The organism is Nocardia fodinahabitans (genome assembly GCF_052983615.1).
Map to the genome: position 1 here is coordinate 5,109,843 of NZ_JBRJJC010000001.1, position 19,805 is coordinate 5,129,647.

Consider the following 19,805-nt stretch of genomic DNA (forward strand, 5'->3'; position numbering starts at 1 on the left):
CAACTACTCTCGGGTCAACGTGGTATCACTTCACGTTCACCCAGGACACGAGCGATCGCAAGGTTTGCTCGGTGGAGACCTGGGGGACCGTGACGGCAGGCGCGGCCGCACCGCCGAGGTTGGCGGCGATCCAGGCGTCGAGCACACCGAGTGTCAGCTCAATCTGCGACGCTGTCGCTGTGCGGTCGGTGAATACCAGCCAGTTGAGCGCGAATCCGTCGGACAGCGCGGACACGATGTAAGTCAGTGCGTCGAGGGTGTCCGGCTCCACCGTCTGGCCTGCCTCGGTCGCAACCGTTTCGAGGATGGTCCGCATGGTCGCGAATGCCTCGTTGTACACCATCTCGGCCTGTCGGCCTTGCTGGCGCTGGCCCCAGCTGATCAACTCGATGATCGCTGCGCCGAAGTCCGGGTTCACCAGGTACCACTCCATCAGGCCTCGTAGCAGGGCGCGGGCGGTGGTGGCCACGTCGGCGTGAACCTCGCAGTGCGTCAGGACTTCTCGATACTGTTCGGCGACGTGTTCGAAGACGGCCGCGAACAGCACTTCCTTCGTGGAGAAGCAGTAATGCAGCGTGGCCAGCGGTGCGTTCGCTTCCTGTGCGATGCGGCGTGTGGTCGCGCCGTCCACGCCTTCGGCGGCGATCACGCGCACGGCCGCCGCCACCAGTTCGGCGCGACGTTCGGCAGCGGGGATGCGGGCCATGAACTTCTCCTGTCAGAGCCGATTTGAACGAATGATCAAGTCAAGTCGAATGCCACGGTAGCAGTCAGAGGATTCCTGCACTGCCGAATCGCAGGGAATGCATCGAATTGCGCGACGTACGGCCCATTCTGTTCAAATGCCTTGATCGATTGACTAACTTGACTTACCGTATGAGCCAGATCACATGTGCGCCGCACCCTTTCGAAGGAACGAACCACTCATGACGAACGAACTCACGCGCCTGGCACCCGACGCCACCATCGACGCCGTGGTGGAGGTGATCATGCGAGACGGTGGCGTGATCATCGAAGGGCTATTCGACGACGCCACTGTCAAGGGACTCGAGAACGACTTGAATCCCGTCCTCGATCGGGTGGACACCGGCCACGACGAGGTGTTCGCCGGCAACCGAACCAAGCGCGCAGGAGCCTTGTTCGCGCGGACCGAGCACATGGTGACGATCGCGCTGAACCCGCTGTACCGGGGCGTGGCCGAGCGCATCCTCAACAAGCAGATCAACGTCTTCTTCGGTGAGGAGTCGGTGCCGAATCCGGCGGGCATGCACGTCGGCGCGACGATGGCCATCAAGATCGGCCCTGGTCAGGGTTCGCAGCCGCTGCACCGCGACGACTCGGTGTGGTTGTGGCGGCACCCCACCTATCAGCGTGAGGCGCGGGTGCAGATCATGGTGGCGGTCAGCGACTTCACCGCCGAGAACGGTGGCACCCTGGTGATCCCCGGCTCGCACTTGTGGGACGACGAGCGCGCACCGCGCCTCGAGGAGGCGGTCCCCACGGAGATGAAGGCCGGGTCGGCGGTGATCTGGATCGGCTCCACCTATCACGGTGGTGGTCGCAACACCACGTCGGACGAGTACCGCGTCGGCGTGACGATGGGCTACGACCTCGCCTTCCTGCGCCCAGAGGAGAACCCCTTCCTCGCCTACACCCTCGACCAGATCCGGTCGTTCCCGCAGGAGATCCAGCGTGCGCTCGATTGGTCCTCGGAGCACTACGTCGGGTGGGTCGAGGTCGGGGGCCAGATGTCGGACCCCATGAACCTGCTCAGCCGTGACGACTACACCGCCATCGGCGCCACGCTCCCGGCACACGCCTGATCACGAATCGGAGAACCTCATGACAGAGATCCGTCAGCAAGCCGGACTCGCCGGCGAGGATCCTGCTCGCGGTGCGCCGCGTAAAGGAGTGCTCATCGGTGTCGGCACGTTGCTGGTTGTCCTGACCAATGCCGTCATCTTCATTCTGCCGCCGCTGTTGCCGGTCATTCAGGCGCAGTACGGTCTCGCCACGGTCGCCGAGACGACATGGCTCTATACCGCGCTGACCCTCGGTGGGGGAGCGGGCTTTATCCTGCTGCCGCGCCTGGCCGATCTGTACGGCGACCGAAACGCCTCGGTGGCGGCGTCCGCTTTCCTCGCGGTCGGCGCGCTCATTCCGGCGGTCGGCGACTCGTATCCGACCCTTCTGGTCGGTTGCATTCTGATGGGCTTCGGTGGTGCGGCGCAGCTGCTTCCGCTCGGTTTCCTGCGCCGCAATCTCGGCGAGGACGGCATCACGGTGGGTGTCGCGGTCCTGGTCATCGCGACCGGTGTCGGCATCGTCGTGGGCATGATCGGCGGCGGCTTCATCGTCGAGAGTCTGTCGCTGCGAAGCTTTTTCGTCATCCTCACCGCGGTGTGCGCGGCTTCGACGGTCGCGTGCTTTGCGATGATTCCGGACGCCCCGCCCGCGGAACGTACCGGCAGCATCGCCGTCGTCGGCACGGTGTGGATGATCGCGTGGGTGGCGGCGATCCTGCTGGCCCTGACGCAAGGCCTCGTGTGGGGCGCCGCGGCACTCGTTCCGTTGCTGGTCGGCATTGTCGGCGGCATCGCCTGGATGCGTGTCGAGCGCCGGTCGACCTCGGCGGTGTTCGACGTCGCATTGATGAAGACGCCGCTGGTCACCGCGTCGTGTGTGTGCATCGCCCTGTTCGCGGCGGTGAACTCGGCCTTCCTGCTGCTGCTCAGCACGTACGCCCAGATCATTCCCGGGGATCTTCGTCCAGAAGACTCCTACGGCCTCGGCCTGAGCGCGCTGCAGACCGGCTGGCTCATGGCACCTTTTGCGGCGGCGTTCCTGATCCGCGGCACGATGCTCGATCGTGCTCTGCTCAACGGCCGTGGTATGACCGTCTTCGTCAGCGCAGCGCTCATCTGCGCATTGGGGTTGGCTTGGCTCGCACTGGCGCACGAGCAGCTGTGGCATTACCTTGTGGGGGCCGCGGTCATAGGTCTCGGGACCAGAATCGGCTACGCGGCGGGATTCACCATGGTGCAGATGGCGGTGCCCGAAGAGAAGACCGGGATGGCGGCCGGAATCGCGGGCACCTTCATGGCCGTGGGTTTCGCCTTCGGCACGGCGCTGGTAAGTGGCGACCTCAGTGCCTCGCTGGTTCCGGTGGTGGGCACCGGTCTCGAGGTTGCTGACAAGGGCCTCTACAGCATCGGCTACTGGCTGTCGGGAGTTCTCGCCCTGCTCGTCGTGGTGACCGTGGTGATCTCACGCGCTCGGTCCGGTCGGCGCGCCGGCGCAGCCTCGGCCTGATTCAATTCGCTCTCGACGGCATCGGCTCGTGCGCACTATCGGCCCCGACCTGGCGAGATGGTGCGTGCGGGCCGCTGCGCGCCCGCTCACTATCGGTCGATGCTCACCCAGGATGTCAGCGAACGCATGGTGTCTTCGGATGAAGTCTTCGCGGCCGGCATCACCGGCATGGCCGCATCGCAGAGGTTGGCGGCGATCCAGGCGTCGAGCACACCGAGTGTCAGCTCAATCTGCGACGTTGCCGCTGTGCGGTCGGTGAACGCCAGCCAGTTGAGCGCGAATCCGTCGGACAACGTGGTCATGGTGTAGGTCAACGCATCGATCGTTCTCGGGTCGATCGTCTGGCCTGCCTCGGTCGCAACCGTTTCGAGGATGGTCCGCATGGTCGCGAATGCCTCGTTGTACACCATCTCGGCCTGTCGGCCTTGCTGGCGCTGGCCCCAGCTGATCAACTCGATGATCGCTGCGCCGAAGTCCGGGTTCACCAGGTACCACTCCATCAGGCCTCGTAGCAGGGCGCGGGCGGTGGTGGCCACGTCGGCGTGAACCTCGCAGTGCGTCAGGACTTCTCGATACTGTTCGGCGACGTGTTCGAAGACGGCCGCGAACAGCACTTCCTTCGTGGAGAAGCAGTAATGCAGCGTGGCCAGCGGTGCGTTCGCTTCCTGTGCGATGCGGCGTGTGGTCGCGCCGTCCACGCCTTCGGCGGCGATCACGCGCACGGCCGCCGCCACCAGTTCGGCGCGACGTTCGGCAGCGGGGATGCGGGCCATGAACTTCTCCTGTCAGAGCCGATCTGGACGGATGATCAAGTCACTTCAAAGGCTACCAGGTGTATGCGAACGAGCCGTCGGGTGAGTCCTCTATCGCAAAGGCGTAGCGCAAAGGCAGACCCCGGCTATGGCGGTCTTCATTGGTTCTAGTCGATCGCCTTGATCATATGACTATGTTCTTCTAGGCTATGACCGAGACCACACTCCGACCCCATCGGCGATCGGAGGGATACGGGCCACGTGCTCACCGCGGATATGCCGTCACGACGCGGTCGTGAGCGGCACCCGCATCGCACCCGACAAGCGTGAAGAGGTTGACCATGACCGGAATCGAATCAGTTCCCCGCGATTGCGCCATCGCGCGCGACCGCATGGCTGAGGACCCGCCGATCGGCACCCTCGTCGACCTGCTGGCGACCCAGGCCGCCACATCGCCCGACCGCGAATTCCTTCGGTTCACGGAAGGATCGTGGACCTTCGCTGAGATCGACGACTGGACCTCTCGGCTGGCCCGTCGACTGGCCACGGATGACGGTGTCCGACCGGGGGACCGGGTCGCGATCATGCTGCCCAACGTGGTGCAGTGGCCGGTCGCCTGGCTGGCGATCCTCAAGGCGGGCGCGGTGACGGTGCCGGTGAACTCGTCGTACCAGCGCGCCGATCTGGAGTTCGTCCTCCAGGACTCCGGCGCCCGGGTGCTGTTCACCGACGCCGAGCACGCCGGCCTGGTCGAGGAGGTCCGCATCGCGAACGGCGAACTGGCCGATCTTCGGGTCGTCGAAGCCTCTTCGCCGGCCGAGCTGGCGGCGTACCCGGCGGAACGGCTGGCCGTCGAGATCACCGGCCAGACCCTCGCGAACCTCCAATACACCTCAGGGACCACCGGTTTCCCCAAGGCCTGCATGTTGACCCACGACTATTGGGTCCGGCTGGGGTGGGTATGTGCGAGCGCGGCGAGTCTGGGACGGGACGACGTGGTACTCACCTCGCAGCCGTTCTCGTACATGGATCCGCAGTGGAACACTTCGCTGTGTCTGACGATCGGCGCGCCGCTGGTGGTGCTACCCCGGTTCTCCGCCTCGGGCTTCATGGCCGACGTCCGCAGGCACCGCGCCACGTTCTGCTACGTGCTCGGCTCGATGCCCACGCTGCTGTTCAAACAGCCGCCGAGCCCGCACGACCGGGACAACGATCTGCGCCTGGTGATGTGCTCTGCAATCCCTGTCGCGCTGCACGCGCAGCTCGAACAGCGTTGGGGTGCACCGTGGCGTGAGCTCTTCGGCATGACCGAAAGCGGGGTTGACCTGGTCAGTCTCCCCGAGAGTACTGCCGACGTCGGCAGCGGGCGGTTGGGTCACCCGTTTCCCACCAAGGAGGTCCGGGTGGTCGATCCGGAAGGTCGCGACGTTGCCGAGGGAGAACCCGGCGAACTGATCACCGCTGGCAGACCGATGATGCTCGGCTACTGGAACCGGCCGGCGGAAACCGCGCAGACGCTGCGCGACGGCTGGCTACACACCGGCGACGTCGCTGTTCGCGAAGCAGGCAGCTACCGCCTGGTGGGCCGGATCAAGGACATGGTGCGCCGCGGCGGCGAGAACATTGCGAGCGCCGAGGTCGAGCGCGTCCTCGAGCGCGACGACACCGTTGTCGCGACGGCGGTCGTCGGCGTCCCGGACGAGCTGTTCGGCGAAGAGGTGAAGGCCTTTGTGCAGCTGGCACCCGGGGTAGAAGAGAGCCGCGCGAGCGCGGAGCGAATCATCGGTGGCACGCGAACCCAGCTCGCGCGCTTCAAAGTTCCGCGCTACGTCGAGTTCGTTGCCGACTTTCCGCGGACCCCCTCCGAGCGGGTGTCCAAGCCGGCCCTGAAGGCGCGCTCCGCTGTGCATCCAGGCATCACCTATGACCTGCAGCCGCCACGCACCGTCGGCAGTGCGCCAACTGAGGAGCCAAATATGACCGAGAACTACCTGGATGTGCGCATCGACCGCGACGTCGCCGTGCTCACACTGAACCGCCCCGCGAAGCTCAACGCGATGGACGTGGACACCCGAGTGCTGCTCGCGCAAACCATCCGACGGTTCGGGACGGGTGACGTCGTCCGCGGGATCGTGCTGACGGGTGCCGGGCGGGCCTTCTCCGCCGGGGAAGACCTGCAGACCGTCCCGACCAGTTACAACGAGGTCCACGAGGCCTTCGCGACCTTCCACGACATCACCCGCGCGATTCTCGAGACAAAGATCCCGGTGATCGCGGCTGTCAACGGCATCGCGGTCGGTGGTGCCTCGGAGATCACGCTGTGCTGTGACGGTCGGATCGGCAGCACGGCCGCCGAGTACTTCCAGCCGGAGAACCACCGCGGGATCATCATCTCCAACGCCTCGAGCTTCCTGATGAGCCGCCTGGTCCGCAACCACGCGATGCGAATCATCCTGGGCTCTCAGCGAATCGACGCGGACGAGGCGCTACGGATCGGGCTGCTCGACGAGATCGTGGCCCCGGAGACACTGGTGGACCGCGCGGTCGAGGTGGTCGGCCAGTGGAACTCCGATCCCCGGATCACCGCGCTGCACCTGGGTCTTCTGCGGCCGCGCCCCGAAGACATCGAGGCCGCGTTCGCCCGCGAGGACGACGCCGCCCGCCAATCCTGGGAGTCCGGCGCCTTCACCGAGGGCATCGCGGGTTTCTGGGCATCGAAGAACGCGGCGTCGTCGGCGCCCGCGCAGAGCAACTAGATCGGACACGATGATGATCAGCACCGAAGCAGCTGTCCTCACCGCGGTCAACGAGCCGCTGGAGTTCACCGAGATCCTGGTCGACGACCCGGAGCCCAACGAGGTCCGGCTCGCGGTCTCGAATGTGGGCCTGTGCCACAGCGACCTGCACTACATGACCGGAACCGTCGGCGCGGACCTGCCCGTGGTGGTCGGCCACGAGGTAGCGGGTGTGGTCGAGTCGGTCGGCTCCGCGGTGACCACCTTGCGCCCCGGCGACCGCGTCGTCGGCGCCCTCACGCCCTCGTGCGGGCTGTGCCGCAACTGTCAGGTCGGGCACTCGACCCAGTGCCAGCGCGTCACCCAGATCCGGCAGCGGCCCCGGCCCGCCTTCCAGCTGCCCGACGGACAGGTCATTCACCGCCTCGCTGACATCGGCGCGTTCTCCCGCCACACGCTGATGCGTGAGAACGCGCTGGTGAAGGTGGCCGACGAGGTGGGTCTGCACGTGGGCTGCCTGCTCTCGTGCTGCATCATCACCGGTGTCGGCGCCGTGTTCCGCGGTGCCGAGGTGCGCCCCGGCTCCACGGTCGCCGTGATCGGTTGCGGCGGTGTGGGTTCGGCGATCATCCAGGGTGCGCGACTGGCCGGTGCCTCGGCGATCGTGGCCGTCGATCTCGACGACGCGCGCCTGGCCGCGGCCCGCACCTACGGCGCCACCCACGTCGTGAACGGCGCGGCCGACGTGGCCGCCGAGATCCAGAACCTGCTCGGTGACGGCGTGGACTACTCGTTCGAGGCCGTCGGCAGCGCGCGGACCGCCGCCACCGCGCTGGAGGTGCTGCGCCCCACCGGCACCGCGTGCCTGGTCGGTATCGCCCCCGACGGCACCGATCTGACGCTGCCCGCCTGGAACTTCTTCTTCAGCGAGAAGCGCCTCATCGGCTCCTACATGGGGTCGGGACAGGCGCAGGAGGACATCGCCCAGTTCGCCCGCCTGTACCAGCAGGGGCGGCTGCTGCTCGACGAGATGGTCAGCGATGTCATCGGATTCCGGGACATCGACAAGGGCTTCGAGGCGATGAAGTCCGGCGAAGTCACCCGCATCGTCGCCGACCTCACTGTCTGAGACCTGTTCGCGCACCGAAGGAGCACCTGATGACGAACCCGCAACTGCCCCAACCGATCAACTACATCGCCGACGAGTGGTCCGAGTGCGCGACGATTCCCGACGCCTGGAACCTCGATCCCAACACCGGCCTGCCGGTGCACCGCGCCGTCACCACCACCCCTGCGGATGTGGAACGCGCATTGCGCCATGCCGAGCAGTCCTACGGTTTCGAACGCTGGGACGACGCGGCGAGCGAGGAACGCGCCGAGATCATCGAGCGCGCGGCCGACATCGTCGAGTCCCGCATCGAGGACATCGCCCGCACCGACGCTCTCACCAGCGGTGTCCCGATCGCCAAGGCCCGGATGGTCGCCCAGTTCCTGCCGTACCGGATCCGTTCGGCGGCCGCGGAATTGCGGACCATCCCGCGTCGCACCGCGCTCGAGGCCGGTGGGCGGGACGTGCGTTTGTACAAGGTCCCGTGGGGGGCCGGCCGCCATCCTCACCCCGTGGAACGGCCCGAGTTTCATTCCCGCCGCGAAGATGGTGAGCGCGCTGGCCGCCGGCTGCCCGGTGATCCTCAAGCCGTCCGAACACGCGCCGAGCAGCGCCCAGATCATCGTCGAGAGCTTCGTGAAGGCCGGGCTGCCAGCCGGCGCGTTGCAGCTGCTGCACGGTGCGGGTGACGTGGGCGCGGCCGTCACCGGTGACCGGCGCGTAAAGATCGTCTCCTTCACCGGCGGCCCGAACGCGGGCCGGGCGATCGCCCGCGCGGCGGCCGAGGACTTCAAGGTGCTCCAGCTCGAGCTCGGCGGCAACAACCCGGCCCTGGTGCTCGATGATGCCGACATCGACGTGGCGGCCGACGGCATCCTCGACGGGATGACCAAGCTCAACGGTCAGTGGTGCGAGGGCCCCGGCAAGGTGCTCGCGCACAAGAGCCTGGTCGAACCGCTGCTCGAGGCGCTGCTGGACCGGATCGCCCACCTCGAGATCGGCAACTCGCTCGACGAGAGCACCGAACTCGGCCCCATCTCCAACGCCCCGCACTTCGCGACACTCCAGAGTCGCGTCGAAGGGCTGCGGGCCAACGGCGCGACCATCCATCAGCCCGCGAAACTTCCCGGCCTCGATGGCTTCTTCCTGTCGCCGACTGTCGCCACGGGCGTCGATGCCTCGCTGGCGACCGCCGAGCTGTTCGGCCCGCTCATTAGCCTGCACGCCGTGGAGTCCGACGATGACGCCCTGCGCGTGGCCAACGCCGACCCGTCAGGGCTGGACGCCTACGTGTTCGGCGGCGACCTGGATCGTGCTGTCGAGGTCGGCTCGCGGGTGCTCTCGGGTGAGGTGCGGGTGAACGGCGCCAAGCTCGCCGACCTGGCCGACGGCTCGGCCCAAAGCTTCTGGGGCACTTCGGGAATCGGCGGGCACGGCCCGAGCGAGGCGGTTCGGGTGTTCTGCGGCGACCGAGTGGTCGGCGTCGATTCTCCCGACCTGCCGATGTAGCGACCGGAGTAATTCCCCCGAACCCCTTGACTGTGACCGGGGCCACTGTTTTACTGGTCTAAGTCGATTGATCCAGTCATATGACTTTCATGAAAGCGGCAATCCCATGAACTTCCCCTCCGCCTCGGATACCGGGATCGTCGATGTCATCGGCATCGGCGCCGGCTTCTCCGGCCTCTACCTCGCACACCGGCTGACGACGGCGGGCTGGTCCTTCGCCGGTTTCGAAGCAGGCCCCAGCGTCGGCGGCACCTGGTTCTGGAACACCTACCCGGGCGCCCGCTGCGACGTCGAGAGCATCTACTACTCCTACTCCTTCGACGAGGCACTCCAGCAGGAGTGGACGTGGAGCCAGCGCTTCGCCCCACAGGCCGAGATCCTCAGCTACATCGAGCACGTCGCCGACCGCTTCGACCTGCGCAAGCACTTCACCTTCAACACCCGCGTGGTCGCCTCCACCTGGAACGCCGCCGACCGGCTCTGGGAAGTGCGGCTCGACAACGGTGAGATCCGGCGCAGCCGCTATCTGATCTCGGGTGCGGGCGGCCTGTCCACGCCGAAGGACTTCGACGTGCCCGGCCTGTCGAACTTCACCGGGTTGACGGTGTCGACGAGCCGGTGGAACATCTCCCTCGACGACCTCGCGGGCAAGCGCGTCGCCGTGATCGGCACGGGATCCTCCGGGGTGCAGGCGATTCCGCTGATCGCCGAGGTCGCCGAACACCTCACGGTGTTCCAGCGCACCCCGAACTACGTGATGCCCGCCCGCAATGCCGAACTCACGCCCGAGCAAGTCGCCGCCGTCAAGGACAACTATCCGGCGGTCCGTGAGGAGTGCAGGCACTCGCCCGGCGGAATCCCCGACCGTCCCGTCACCGACAACGCCTTCGACGTCTCCGACGAAGAGCGCCGCCGCCGCTACGAGGCGGCCTACGAACGCAGCGGCTTCCAGGGCGTCGGCGGCGAGTTCGCCGACCTGCTCACCGATGTCGAAGCGAACCGGACCGCGTCGGAGTTCATCCACGACAAGATCCGCGAGATCGTGAAAGACCCGGTCACCGCGGATCTGCTCGTGCCCAAGTACCACCCGCTCGGCGCCAAGCGCAGCGTCTTCGGCACCGACTACTACGAGACCTACAACCGGCCCAACGTCTCGCTGGTCTCGCTGCGCGAGGAGTCGATCGAGACGATGACGGACAACGCCATCGTCACCTCGAAGGGCCGCTACGAGGTGGACGCGATCGTGCTCGCGATCGGCTTCGACGCCTTCACCGGTCCGCTCTACGGCCTCAACCTCACCGGCGCGTCCGGCAAGAAGCTGCAGGAGACCTGGCAGGACGGTGTCCGTACGTACCTCGGGATCATGGCCGCCGACTTCCCCAACTTCTTCATGGTCGGCGGTCCTCAGAGTCCTGCGCTGGCCAGCAACGTGGTGATGACCATCGAGCAGGCCGTCGACTGGATCGCCGACCTCATCGAGCACGCCCGCGACAACGGCGCCACGCTGATCGAGGCCACCCCCGAGGGGCAGAACGACTGGGTGGACATCTCGGAGGAGACCGTCGCCGTCACGTTGTACGCCACAACCGACTCCTGGTACCGGGGCTCCAACATCGAGGGCAAGCCCAACACCTTCATGGGCTATGTCGGCGGAGTCGGCAAGTACCGCCGCATGTGCACCGAAATCGCCAAGCGCGGCTACCCCGGCATCGCGATCGACGGCGAAACAGAGACCCGCCACCTGGGCCCCATCCACCGGGAGATCGCATGAGCACGGCACTCCACCGGCGCTACGTGGCCTTTTCCGATGCGCACTACGCGGGCAACCTGGTCGACGGCGCCTACGCCCTCAAGCTCTTCGGAGACGTCGGCACGAACCTGTCTATCGAGCTGGACGGCCACGAGGGGCTATTCGCCGGCTACTCGTCGGTGCAGTTCCTCGCCCCGATCCGGGGCGGCGATGTCGTCGAGGCCGAAGCGACCCTGGTCAAGAAGGGAAACCGCAGCCGCACAGTCGATTTCGAGCTCAGGGTGATCTGTCGCGGCTCCGACGACACCGGCCGCGCACAGGTCCTGGAGCCACCCCTCGTCGCGGTCCGCGCTCGCGGCACCGCAGTCATCCCCGCCGACGAGAAGCAGTAGAAGCCCTCGGGCTGATCTACGACCGTTTCGACGGCAGCCCCGCCCTGTACGCGGCCCGGTTCGCCGACCGCGCTCCGATCGCTTGGTAGCCCGCACGAAAACAACTCTTGGCGCAAGCCAACCTCCAAGGAGAAGATCATGTCCATCAAAGAACTGCTCTTCGCGGTCACGGACATCTGGATGCTCGCCGTCGGCTTCATCTACGGGATCAAGTTCATCCGGAACCACAAGAACTACCTGCTCGGTATCGAGTGGATCGTCGTCGCGACCTCTGGCACGAACTTCCTGCTCTACGGTCTGCTGAAGGCCGGTCACGACAGCCCGATGTACACCTTCTCCTTCTTCCTCGATGCCTTCTCCCGGTCCTTCGGCTTCACGCTGGTCCTGGTCCTCGGGTTGATGCAGGTCACCCACCGCTACAAGCCATCGGCGGCGGTGGACATCGGCGCGTTCGCGCTCGCAGGTGTAGCGGGCTACCTGCTCTTCGCCTTTGCTGAGGAGATCGGTACCGCGGGCAAGATCTTCTACATCGTGGCCAACGTGCTCACCACGATCTTCCTGATGTACTTCGTCAAGCGCCTGTGGGAGATCGGGGAGCGCGGGCACGCTGTGTGGGCCGCCATCGCCACCGCCTGCGGCTTCATCATCTCCTCGACCTACGACTTCGTCCACATCCCAGGCGACGACGCCGAGCACACGATCTTCTACATCTTCGCGCTGTCCACGTGGGGCCTGCAGCTGTTCACGTATTTCCGCGCCTACCGGGCGTTCGACGCCTACAACAAGCGCGTCGATGCCCAGACGGTCAGTGGCGCCGCACCCGCTACAGCGTGAGCGGCGGCTGAACCAGCCCTGGCATATCGCCGACCCACCCCACACGAGGCGGGTCGGCGATATGCCGGTAGTCACCACACCCCCGGTTGCTGCCGAGCAGTACCCGCAGCCAACTGCTCAACACTTCAAGGAAGACCCAGTGAGCTTCAAGAGCCCGTTTCCGGACGTCGAGATCCCGAACCTCAGTGTCTACGATTTCCTGTTCAGTCGACTCGACCCAGCGAATACGGAACGGCCCGCACTGATCGACGGCGCCTCCGGCGCTGTCACCACCTACCGGTCGCTGGTCGCCCAGATCAACGACGTCGCCGGGGCGCTTGCCGCCCGAGGCCTGGTTGTCGGTGAGGTCGTCGGCCTGCACTCGCCGAACGTGCCCGCCTTCGCCGCGGTGTTCCACGGCATCCTCCGCGCCGGCGGCGTCGCGACCACGATCAACGCCCTCTACACCGCCGAGGACATCGCCAAACAGCTCACCGACTCGCACGCGAAATTCCTGTTCACCGTCTCCGCACTGCTGCCGCAGGCCGAGGACGCGGCGACCCGCGCCGGCATCCCGGCCGACCATGTGATCGTCCTCGACGGCGCCGACGGCCACCCGTCCCTGCATGATCTGCTCACCGAGGGCCACCCCGCGCCGCAGGTCTCGTTCGACCCGGCGATTCAGCTGGCGGTGCTGCCATACTCGTCGGGGACCACCGGTCGACCCAAGGGGGTGATGCTCACCCATCGCAACCTGGTCGCCAACATCTGCCAGATCGACCAGCCGATGGTCATCGGCGCCGACGACAAACTCCTTGCGGTGCTGCCGTTCTTCCACATCTACGGGATGACGGTGCTGCTCAACGCGGCCCTGTTCAACCGGGCGACCTTGGTGACGATGCCGAAGTTCGACCTGGTCGAATTCCTGTCCATCGTCTCCGGGCAGCAGTGCACGTACGTGTTCATCGCCCCGCCGGTCGCGGTGGCGTTGGCCAAGCATCCGCTGGTCGACGAGTACGACCTGTCGTCGGTGCATTCGGTCTTCTCCGGTGCCGCCCCGCTGGATCAGGAACTGGGCAAGGCTGTCGCGAACCGGCTCGGCTGCCGGGTCCGGCAGGGCTACGGGATGTCGGAGATGAGCCCGGTCTCGCATGCGATTCCATTCGACCGCGACGACATCGCCTTGGACTCGGTGGGTCTGTCGGTCGCAAACATGGAATGCAAACTCGTCGACCCCGCCACCGGTAAGGAGGTCGCCTACCCGGCCGAGGGGGTCAGTGTGCCGGGGGAGTTGTGGTGCAAGGGCCCGAACATCATGGCCGGCTACCTCGGCAACGACGAGGCGACGGCCGAGACCTTGGATGCGGACGGATACCTGCACACCGGGGACATCGCGACCGTCGACTCCGACGGAGTGGTGACGATCGTGGACCGGATGAAGGAGCTGATCAAGTACAAGGGATACCAGGTGCCGCCGGCGGAGTTGGAGGCGTTGTTGCTCACCCACCCGCACATCGCCGACGCCGCCGTCATCGGTGTCTTGGATGAGGAGGGTGAGGAGGTGCCGAAGGCGTTCGTCGTCCTGCAGCCCGATGCCGACCTGGACGAGGCCTCGGTGATCGCGTTCGTTGCCGAACGGGTCTCGCCGCACAAGAAGGTGCGAAGGGTGGAGTTCATCGACCTCGTGCCGAAGTCCGCGGCGGGCAAGATCCTCCGCAGGGACCTCCGGGCGAAAGAAGCAGCCGGGAAGTAGGAGTCCGCCCGCGTCAAAGTCGCATGCCCGTAACATCGCCCTCGCGGAGTCGGTGCACGTTCGTGCAACTCTCCGGACGCCCACAGGCTCGACGCGATCAATGGCGAGTCGAGGACGTCAGCAACCCGCCCTGAACGCGAACGCAGCACTACGGCAGCCGATCGATCGGAGCAGCCGCGTTTCCTGCACTATCGAGCCCGTAGGTGATGTCAGTTGTGCGGGCTGCAGTAGCCCGCACCTTTCAGGCCGCCGTCAGCGATATCCTGGAAACACGCAAACGAGAGGCTGATCGTGCGGATTTCACCGAACAAATCGTGGACCGGATGAATCGACCCGGACGATGCCCGAAGTCGATCCGTTCGAGACCCACCGCGATGTAACACCGTCGGTCGCGTCGGAGCTGGCCGCCGACGGGTTCGACGATGCCCAAGAGATCGGGCGGGGAGGCTTCGGTGTCGTGTACCGGTGCACGCAGACCTCCCTCGACCGGACCGTCGCGGTGAAGGTACTGACTGACGATCGTGCGGAAGAGGACCGGGAGCGCTTCTTTCGTGAACAGCGGGCGATGGGCTGGCTCACCGGTCACCCCAACATCGTTAATGTCCTCCAGGTCGGAGTCACCGACAGCGGACAACCATTCATCGTGATGCCGTACCACCCGCAGGGCTCTCTGGACGAACGTATCCGAGGGCACGGACCGTTAGATGTGGACGATGTGCTGCAACTGGGGGTGAAACTGGCAGGCGCGTTAGCAGTCGCCCACGCTCATGGCATCATCCATCGCGATGTCAAGCCGGCGAATATTCTTCTCACCGATTATGGGGAGCCGGCGCTCGCGGACTTCGGGATCGCGCACATCTCCGGCGGGTTCGAGACCGCTACCGGCATTGTCACCGGTTCGCCCGCGTTCATCGCGCCCGAGGTTCTCAGCGGCGCTGCCCCGAGCACTGCCTCCGACATCTACGGACTCGGCGCCACTCTGTTCTGCGCCGTCACGGGTCACGCCGCTTTCGAACGTCGCAGCGGCGAACAGTTGGTAGCCCAATTCATCCGCATTACAACGAAATCCGCCCCCGATCTGCGAGAGCACGGCCTCGCCGATGAAGTTGCCACCGTGATCGAGCAGGCAATGGCCGGTCACCCCGGGGACCGGCAACCCTCGGCCGCCGTATTGGGTGAGCGGCTACGCGAAATCCAACGTAGCCGCAGACTGCCTGCGGGCCACATGGCTCTCCGTCCACAAGCCACGGTTGAACCAGAACGGTCCGCAACCGGGGAGATTTCCTCAAGCACTTCCAGCCGTGAGCGCGGGAACCTCCGCCTGGAATTGTCCAGATTCGTTGGCCGGACGCACGAGATCACCGAAGCGAAGAATCTACTCGCATCGTCACGCCTGCTGACCCTGGTGGGAATCGGCGGCGTCGGTAAAACACGACTCGCAGCACAACTCGCCACGAGTATCCGCCGCGAGTTTGCCGACGGCGCATGGCTGGTCGAGCTCGATGAGGTCCGCACGGCGTCTCGATTGATCGACGTGGTGGCTTCCGCGCTCGGTGTGCGGGACCATGCCGAGCGGTCGCTACGCGGGGCTCTGCTCGGCTACTTGTCGTCGCGAGAACTGTTGCTGGTGTTGGACAACTGCGAGCAGGTGGTCGACGCCGTCGCCGACCTCGCTACGGTGCTGCTGCAAGGCAACCCGAATCTGCGCATCCTCGCGACAAGCCGCGAACCCCTTGCGATAGCGGGCGAGGCCGTGCTGCGCGTTCCTCCACTAACCGTCCCCGACGCCGATCGCGATCCGCCACTGCAGGGTCTGCCCCATTACGACGCCGTCGCGCTGTTCACCGAACGTGCTGCCACCGCGGTATCGACCTTCACGTTGACCGAGGCCAACAAGGCCACGGTGATTCGGATTTGTCAGCAGTTGGATGGATTGCCCCTGCCCATCGAATTGGCAGCGGCACGATTGCGCGCGATGTCGCCCGAGCAGATCCTGCAACGACTCTCCGACCGGTTCGCGCTGTTGACCCGAGGGAGCCGAGGCGCACCTTCGCGGCAGCAAACACTCCGATTGTGCATCGACTGGAGTTACGACCTCTGTACCCCGCTCGAACAACGGATATGGGAACGACTGTCAGTGTTCCCCGGCGGCTTCGACCTCGACGCCGCTGAATACGTATGCGGGGAAAGCATGCCGCCGGACGAGTTCCTGGACTCGGTGGCATCCCTCGTCGACAAGTCGATCCTGATCCGCGAAGAACACGGAACCGCAGTCCGTTTCAGGATGCTCGAGACCTTGCGCGCATACGGGCGAGATAGGGCCCAGCACAACGGCGACCCCCACGATCTGCGCCGCCGACACCGAGATTGGTATCGCCAGCTCGCCCTCACCGCCGACGAGGAGTTCATCGGTCCCCGGCAGATCGAGTGGATCGAGCGACTCACCAGTGATCAGCCGAATCTGCGCGACGCCATGGACTTCTGCCTCGCCGAGGACGACGTCGAATCCGGCCTGCAAATCGCAACCCCGTTGTTCCAGCTCTGGGGCGCACGAGGCCAGTTCAGCGAAGCGAGACGTTGGCTCGACCATTTCCTCTCACACCACGGAGCACGGCCGAGCACCGCCACTGTCCGAGCGCTGTACGCCGACTGCTACATGACCGCAGAGCAGCGGGATCCCCACAGAGCTGCAACCCTTGCCGCCCAGGCACGCACTCTCGCCGAACAGCTCACCGACCCCATCGCACACGCGATCGTCGACCATACCGACGGCATCGTCGGACTGATCACCGGCGATCTCGCCCGGGCCGCCTCGAGTTTGGAACGAGCGCAACCAGTGTTCCGGCAAGGTGAAAGCGATCTCGCGCTACTCATCGAGTCTCTGACGTTGCTGGGACTGGCGTATCAACTGCAAGATTCCGAACCCCGCCGGGCTATCGAATGTTACGAGGAAGCACTCGCTATCACGAAAGCACACGGGGAATCGGTCTACCGGGCCTACGTGTTGTGGGCGATGGCCGTTGCCCAACGCCGCATGGGCGCAGAAAGCCGGGCAATCGAGCTGCTCGAAGAGGGAGTGCGGCTCGCTCGACGCGTCGACGATCCAGTCAGTTGCGCGAACTGCATCGAAGTACTCGCCTGGATCACCGCAACCACTGACCCCGAACGCGCCGGCACCCTGATGGGAGCCGCGGAGGCACTCGGCAGCGCGGCCGGGATCCCGTCGGTGTACATTCCCGATCTGTTCGTCCATCACGACGAGTGCGAACAAGTCGTACGCCGGACGCTCGACGAAAGCGTCTTCGAACAGACCTGGCAGCGCGGCAGCGCAATGGATCTCGCATCCGCTGTCGGCTACGCACTTCGCGAGTGCAACTCCAAGACAAGCCCTCCGGTTCCACCAAGTTGAACAAAGGCGAATTAGAGGTCGCGGACCTGATCGCCGGAGGCGATGACCAACAAGGCGATCGCCGCTCGCGTCGTCACATCGCAGCGCACCGCGGGGACACATCGAACACGTCCTCACCAAACTCGGCTTTCACGTGACGAGAACTGGTCGCAGCCTGGATCGTTGACGCGAGTTGACAGCTTCCGGCGTCGATTCTATGCAGGCCCGCACGAACGCGCCCGTTGCCTCCCATCAACGGGGCGCGTTCCGAGGTAGCCGAGTGTCTTGATCCCCGCCCCACCACTAACGCCTCGTTCACCTGCCCAGCAGGACGTCCGCCCGGGCGGAACACTCGGTCAAGGTCACCGAAGAAAACCACTGGGTCGAGAAGGTTCGATTCGATAGAGTCCCAGGCAAAACGTCGAGGGGGGATAGTGGCTGCTGAGGTCGATCATGGGTTCTTCCTGCCTGACCGAGAGCGTCACGTGTACCGGGCATTCGACCAAGAACTCCTCTTAGGACTCGAAAGCTGGGACCGGGGCGAAAGTCCCGGCAGCATAACCAAACCAGACCCTCGCCCCTTCGCAGAGGTGGCCGAGCGATCGGCGAAACAATGTCGCAGGCTGCTGGCCATCCTGTCGCCCGCCGTTGCAATCTCGGCGTGGCGACAGGCCGACCCGGTGGTGCTCCAGGGGCTCAACGACCTGACACTGCTTAATCGGCTGCTCTGGGCACTGGCTGCTGGCGCAACCGGTCACAGCGATGATCCTGGTGTGATCAACCGTTTCCTCGTGCACGCGGCACGGTGGTGGACGGCACAATGGACCGCCGATAGCTTCGAGAAATTCGAAGACGTGATCGACCTTGAACTAGGAGACAGCGCCTCGCGGGAGTTCCTCACCCGGACGAGCTCGAGCGTCATCCGGTACCACTGGGCGTCACGAATGATCTGCAAAGAGATCGGCAATCAGATCCAGCAGGACCCCGGTTACAGGGCGGTCTTCCCGGAGTTCACAGCTGCCAACATCGACCGGTGCCTGAATCTTTGTTGGCAGGACGGGCAGCTGGCAGTCGCGATGACACCATGGACCGACCCCGCAACCCCATTCGCCCAACACGTTGCCCTCAAGGCTGGTGCGCTCGCCGACCGGCCGTTTCCAGAGATCGCCTTGTCAACCGAGATGGACAAGCGCCCCTGGATCGCATTCGCAGACGGTATCGCGCCGATCGCGCTGGGTTCGGTCGCCTTCGCCATGGATCGGGCGCTCCTCGCGGCCGTGGACGACCGGCTTCTTGCTCACCGTGACCATCGCTCCACACCGGTCCTCGACAAGGGGGAACTCTACGAGCGCGTCGCCCAAGCATGCATCAACAACGCTTTGGCCACACTGACCGGCCCACAGCCCTCGCGTCCACTAACTATCCGCATCCCGGGCGAGAATAGACCCGACATCGATTGCGCGGGCATCGGTCATACTGTCGAGTTCATCGGCGAAGTGAAGGCGATGGCGGCACCTCTTCGGATCAACAGCGCGGCAAGCGCATTCGAAGAACAAATATCCAAGGTAATTAGCCAACTTCGCAAGAGGCTCGACGCGATCGACAGCAACACGCCGATCCTCGACGGCAACAAAAATGCGCACTTCGGTTCGCGCCAGACAGTCGGGCTCGGCGTCGTCCTGAACACCTACAGCGGCTCGCTGACTACCCCATCGATGCTGAACCTTCTGCCGTCGGTAGTGGTCAGCGACCGGATCGCGGTCGCCGACCTACACGCATGGATCCTGGTTCTGTCCGCGATGGATTCCTACGACGACATTCGAGCCTATTTCCGTTTCCGGGCTCAACTGCTCGACATGGACGTCAGCGTTATCGACGAATGCGATATCGCACTCACGTACTTTCGGCCCGATCGCGACAAATACCTGATGCGGTGTCAACAGACTCGTGAGGAGGCAATCGACTCGGATCCATATCTGATACTGCCCGCGATGTACATCGATGGAGCGACTGCGTCGGCGTGTCCTCGCCCGACTGACCCGCGTACCTGGCGCAGGCAGTTCTACAACTCGGCGCAGGAAGTACCCCGGTTCGGCGGATAGCCCGTGAATCCATCGGACGGGCTGGCGAGGTGCCTTAATGCGGCTCGGCGGAAGCGAGGACCTGCGTCCGCCTCTGGTGCTTCGTCGCTTCCCGGAGTCAGCCACCTCATCGTCCGAGGCACGAGTTCTCCCATACCCGTCCAACTCTCGGTTCGCCTGCCGGCACGAAGAGTGCAGATACACTCTGAGGG

11 protein-coding genes and 2 pseudogenes are annotated in these 19,805 nt (G+C 65.2%); 11 read left to right on the plus strand and 2 right to left on the minus strand.

Annotated features, from left to right (window positions below):
* Positions 1 to 25: 25 nt before the first annotated feature.
* Positions 26 to 706, minus strand: coding sequence for a TetR/AcrR family transcriptional regulator (locus NV348_RS23780; protein WP_098086744.1), 681 nt, complete (start codon positions 704 to 706; stop codon positions 26 to 28).
* 220 nt (positions 707 to 926) lie between these two features.
* On the opposite strand from NV348_RS23780, the gene NV348_RS23785 reads away from it, so the two are divergent.
* Together NV348_RS23785 and NV348_RS23790 are read left to right on the plus strand one after the other, a co-directional pair.
* A complete protein-coding gene (locus NV348_RS23785) occupies positions 927 to 1,823 on the plus strand; it encodes a phytanoyl-CoA dioxygenase family protein (protein WP_172964594.1) in 897 nt (298 codons plus the stop codon).
* Positions 1,824 to 1,842: 19 nt separating this feature from the next.
* Complete coding sequence (locus NV348_RS23790; RefSeq protein WP_098086746.1) at positions 1,843 to 3,312, plus strand: MFS transporter; 1,470 nt, start codon at positions 1,843 to 1,845, stop codon at positions 3,310 to 3,312.
* An 89-nt stretch (positions 3,313 to 3,401) separates the two neighbouring features.
* Here the strand turns inward: NV348_RS23790 and NV348_RS23795 are convergent, their stop codons facing one another.
* A complete protein-coding gene (locus tag NV348_RS23795) occupies positions 3,402 to 4,085 on the minus strand; it encodes a TetR/AcrR family transcriptional regulator (protein WP_098086747.1) in 684 nt (227 codons plus the stop codon).
* Between the two features lie 320 nt (positions 4,086 to 4,405).
* Here NV348_RS23795 and NV348_RS23800 point away from each other — a divergent pair, with 320 nt between their 5' ends.
* The 9 genes and pseudogenes from NV348_RS23800 to NV348_RS23840 all read left to right on the plus strand — a co-directional run bounded on the left by NV348_RS23800 (position 4,406) and on the right by NV348_RS23840 (position 19,614).
* On the plus strand, positions 4,406 to 6,820 hold the full coding sequence (locus NV348_RS23800; RefSeq protein ID WP_098086748.1) for an AMP-binding protein: 2,415 nt from the start codon (positions 4,406 to 4,408) through the stop codon (positions 6,818 to 6,820).
* A gap of 13 nt (positions 6,821 to 6,833) precedes the next feature.
* Positions 6,834 to 7,928 carry a Zn-dependent alcohol dehydrogenase gene (locus NV348_RS23805; RefSeq protein WP_098087165.1) on the plus strand — a complete coding sequence of 365 codons (1,095 nt, stop codon included), beginning with the start codon at positions 6,834 to 6,836 and terminating at the stop codon, positions 7,926 to 7,928.
* A 29-nt stretch (positions 7,929 to 7,957) separates the two neighbouring features.
* A pseudogene (locus NV348_RS23810) lies at positions 7,958 to 9,416 on the plus strand (aldehyde dehydrogenase family protein).
* A 106-nt stretch (positions 9,417 to 9,522) separates the two neighbouring features.
* Positions 9,523 to 11,187 carry a flavin-containing monooxygenase gene (locus NV348_RS23815; protein ID WP_098086750.1) on the plus strand — a complete coding sequence of 555 codons (1,665 nt, stop codon included), beginning with the start codon at positions 9,523 to 9,525 and terminating at the stop codon, positions 11,185 to 11,187.
* Positions 11,184 to 11,558 carry a hotdog domain-containing protein gene (locus NV348_RS23820; RefSeq protein WP_098086751.1) on the plus strand — a complete coding sequence of 125 codons (375 nt, stop codon included), beginning with the start codon at positions 11,184 to 11,186 and terminating at the stop codon, positions 11,556 to 11,558. Before NV348_RS23815 ends, NV348_RS23820 begins: the two co-directional genes overlap by 4 nt.
* 138 nt (positions 11,559 to 11,696) lie before the next feature.
* Entirely contained in the window at positions 11,697 to 12,392 is a 696-nt protein-coding gene (locus NV348_RS23825; protein ID WP_098086752.1) for a transporter, read from the plus strand.
* A gap of 139 nt (positions 12,393 to 12,531) precedes the next feature.
* A complete protein-coding gene (locus NV348_RS23830; protein WP_098086753.1) occupies positions 12,532 to 14,124 on the plus strand; it encodes an AMP-binding protein in 1,593 nt (530 codons plus the stop codon).
* 340 nt (positions 14,125 to 14,464) lie between these two features.
* Positions 14,465 to 17,709 (plus strand): annotated as a pseudogene (locus NV348_RS23835) (protein kinase domain-containing protein).
* Between the two features lie 237 nt (positions 17,710 to 17,946).
* Positions 17,947 to 19,614 carry a hypothetical protein gene (locus NV348_RS23840; RefSeq protein WP_127516355.1) on the plus strand — a complete coding sequence of 556 codons (1,668 nt, stop codon included), beginning with the start codon at positions 17,947 to 17,949 and terminating at the stop codon, positions 19,612 to 19,614.
* The last annotated feature ends 191 nt before the right edge of the window (positions 19,615 to 19,805 follow it).

Coding starts and splice junctions, on each gene's coding strand:
- NV348_RS23780 (WP_098086744.1), bottom strand. CDS start 706: ATGGCCCGCATCCCCGCTGCCGAACGTCGCGCCGAACTGGTGGCGGCG.
- NV348_RS23785 (WP_172964594.1), top strand. CDS start 927: ATGACGAACGAACTCACGCGCCTGGCACCCGACGCCACCATCGACGCC.
- NV348_RS23790 (WP_098086746.1), top strand. CDS start 1,843: ATGACAGAGATCCGTCAGCAAGCCGGACTCGCCGGCGAGGATCCTGCT.
- NV348_RS23795 (WP_098086747.1), bottom strand. CDS start 4,085: ATGGCCCGCATCCCCGCTGCCGAACGTCGCGCCGAACTGGTGGCGGCG.
- NV348_RS23800 (WP_098086748.1), top strand. CDS start 4,406: ATGACCGGAATCGAATCAGTTCCCCGCGATTGCGCCATCGCGCGCGAC.
- NV348_RS23805 (WP_098087165.1), top strand. CDS start 6,834: ATGATCAGCACCGAAGCAGCTGTCCTCACCGCGGTCAACGAGCCGCTG.
- NV348_RS23815 (WP_098086750.1), top strand. CDS start 9,523: ATGAACTTCCCCTCCGCCTCGGATACCGGGATCGTCGATGTCATCGGC.
- NV348_RS23820 (WP_098086751.1), top strand. CDS start 11,184: ATGAGCACGGCACTCCACCGGCGCTACGTGGCCTTTTCCGATGCGCAC.
- NV348_RS23825 (WP_098086752.1), top strand. CDS start 11,697: ATGTCCATCAAAGAACTGCTCTTCGCGGTCACGGACATCTGGATGCTC.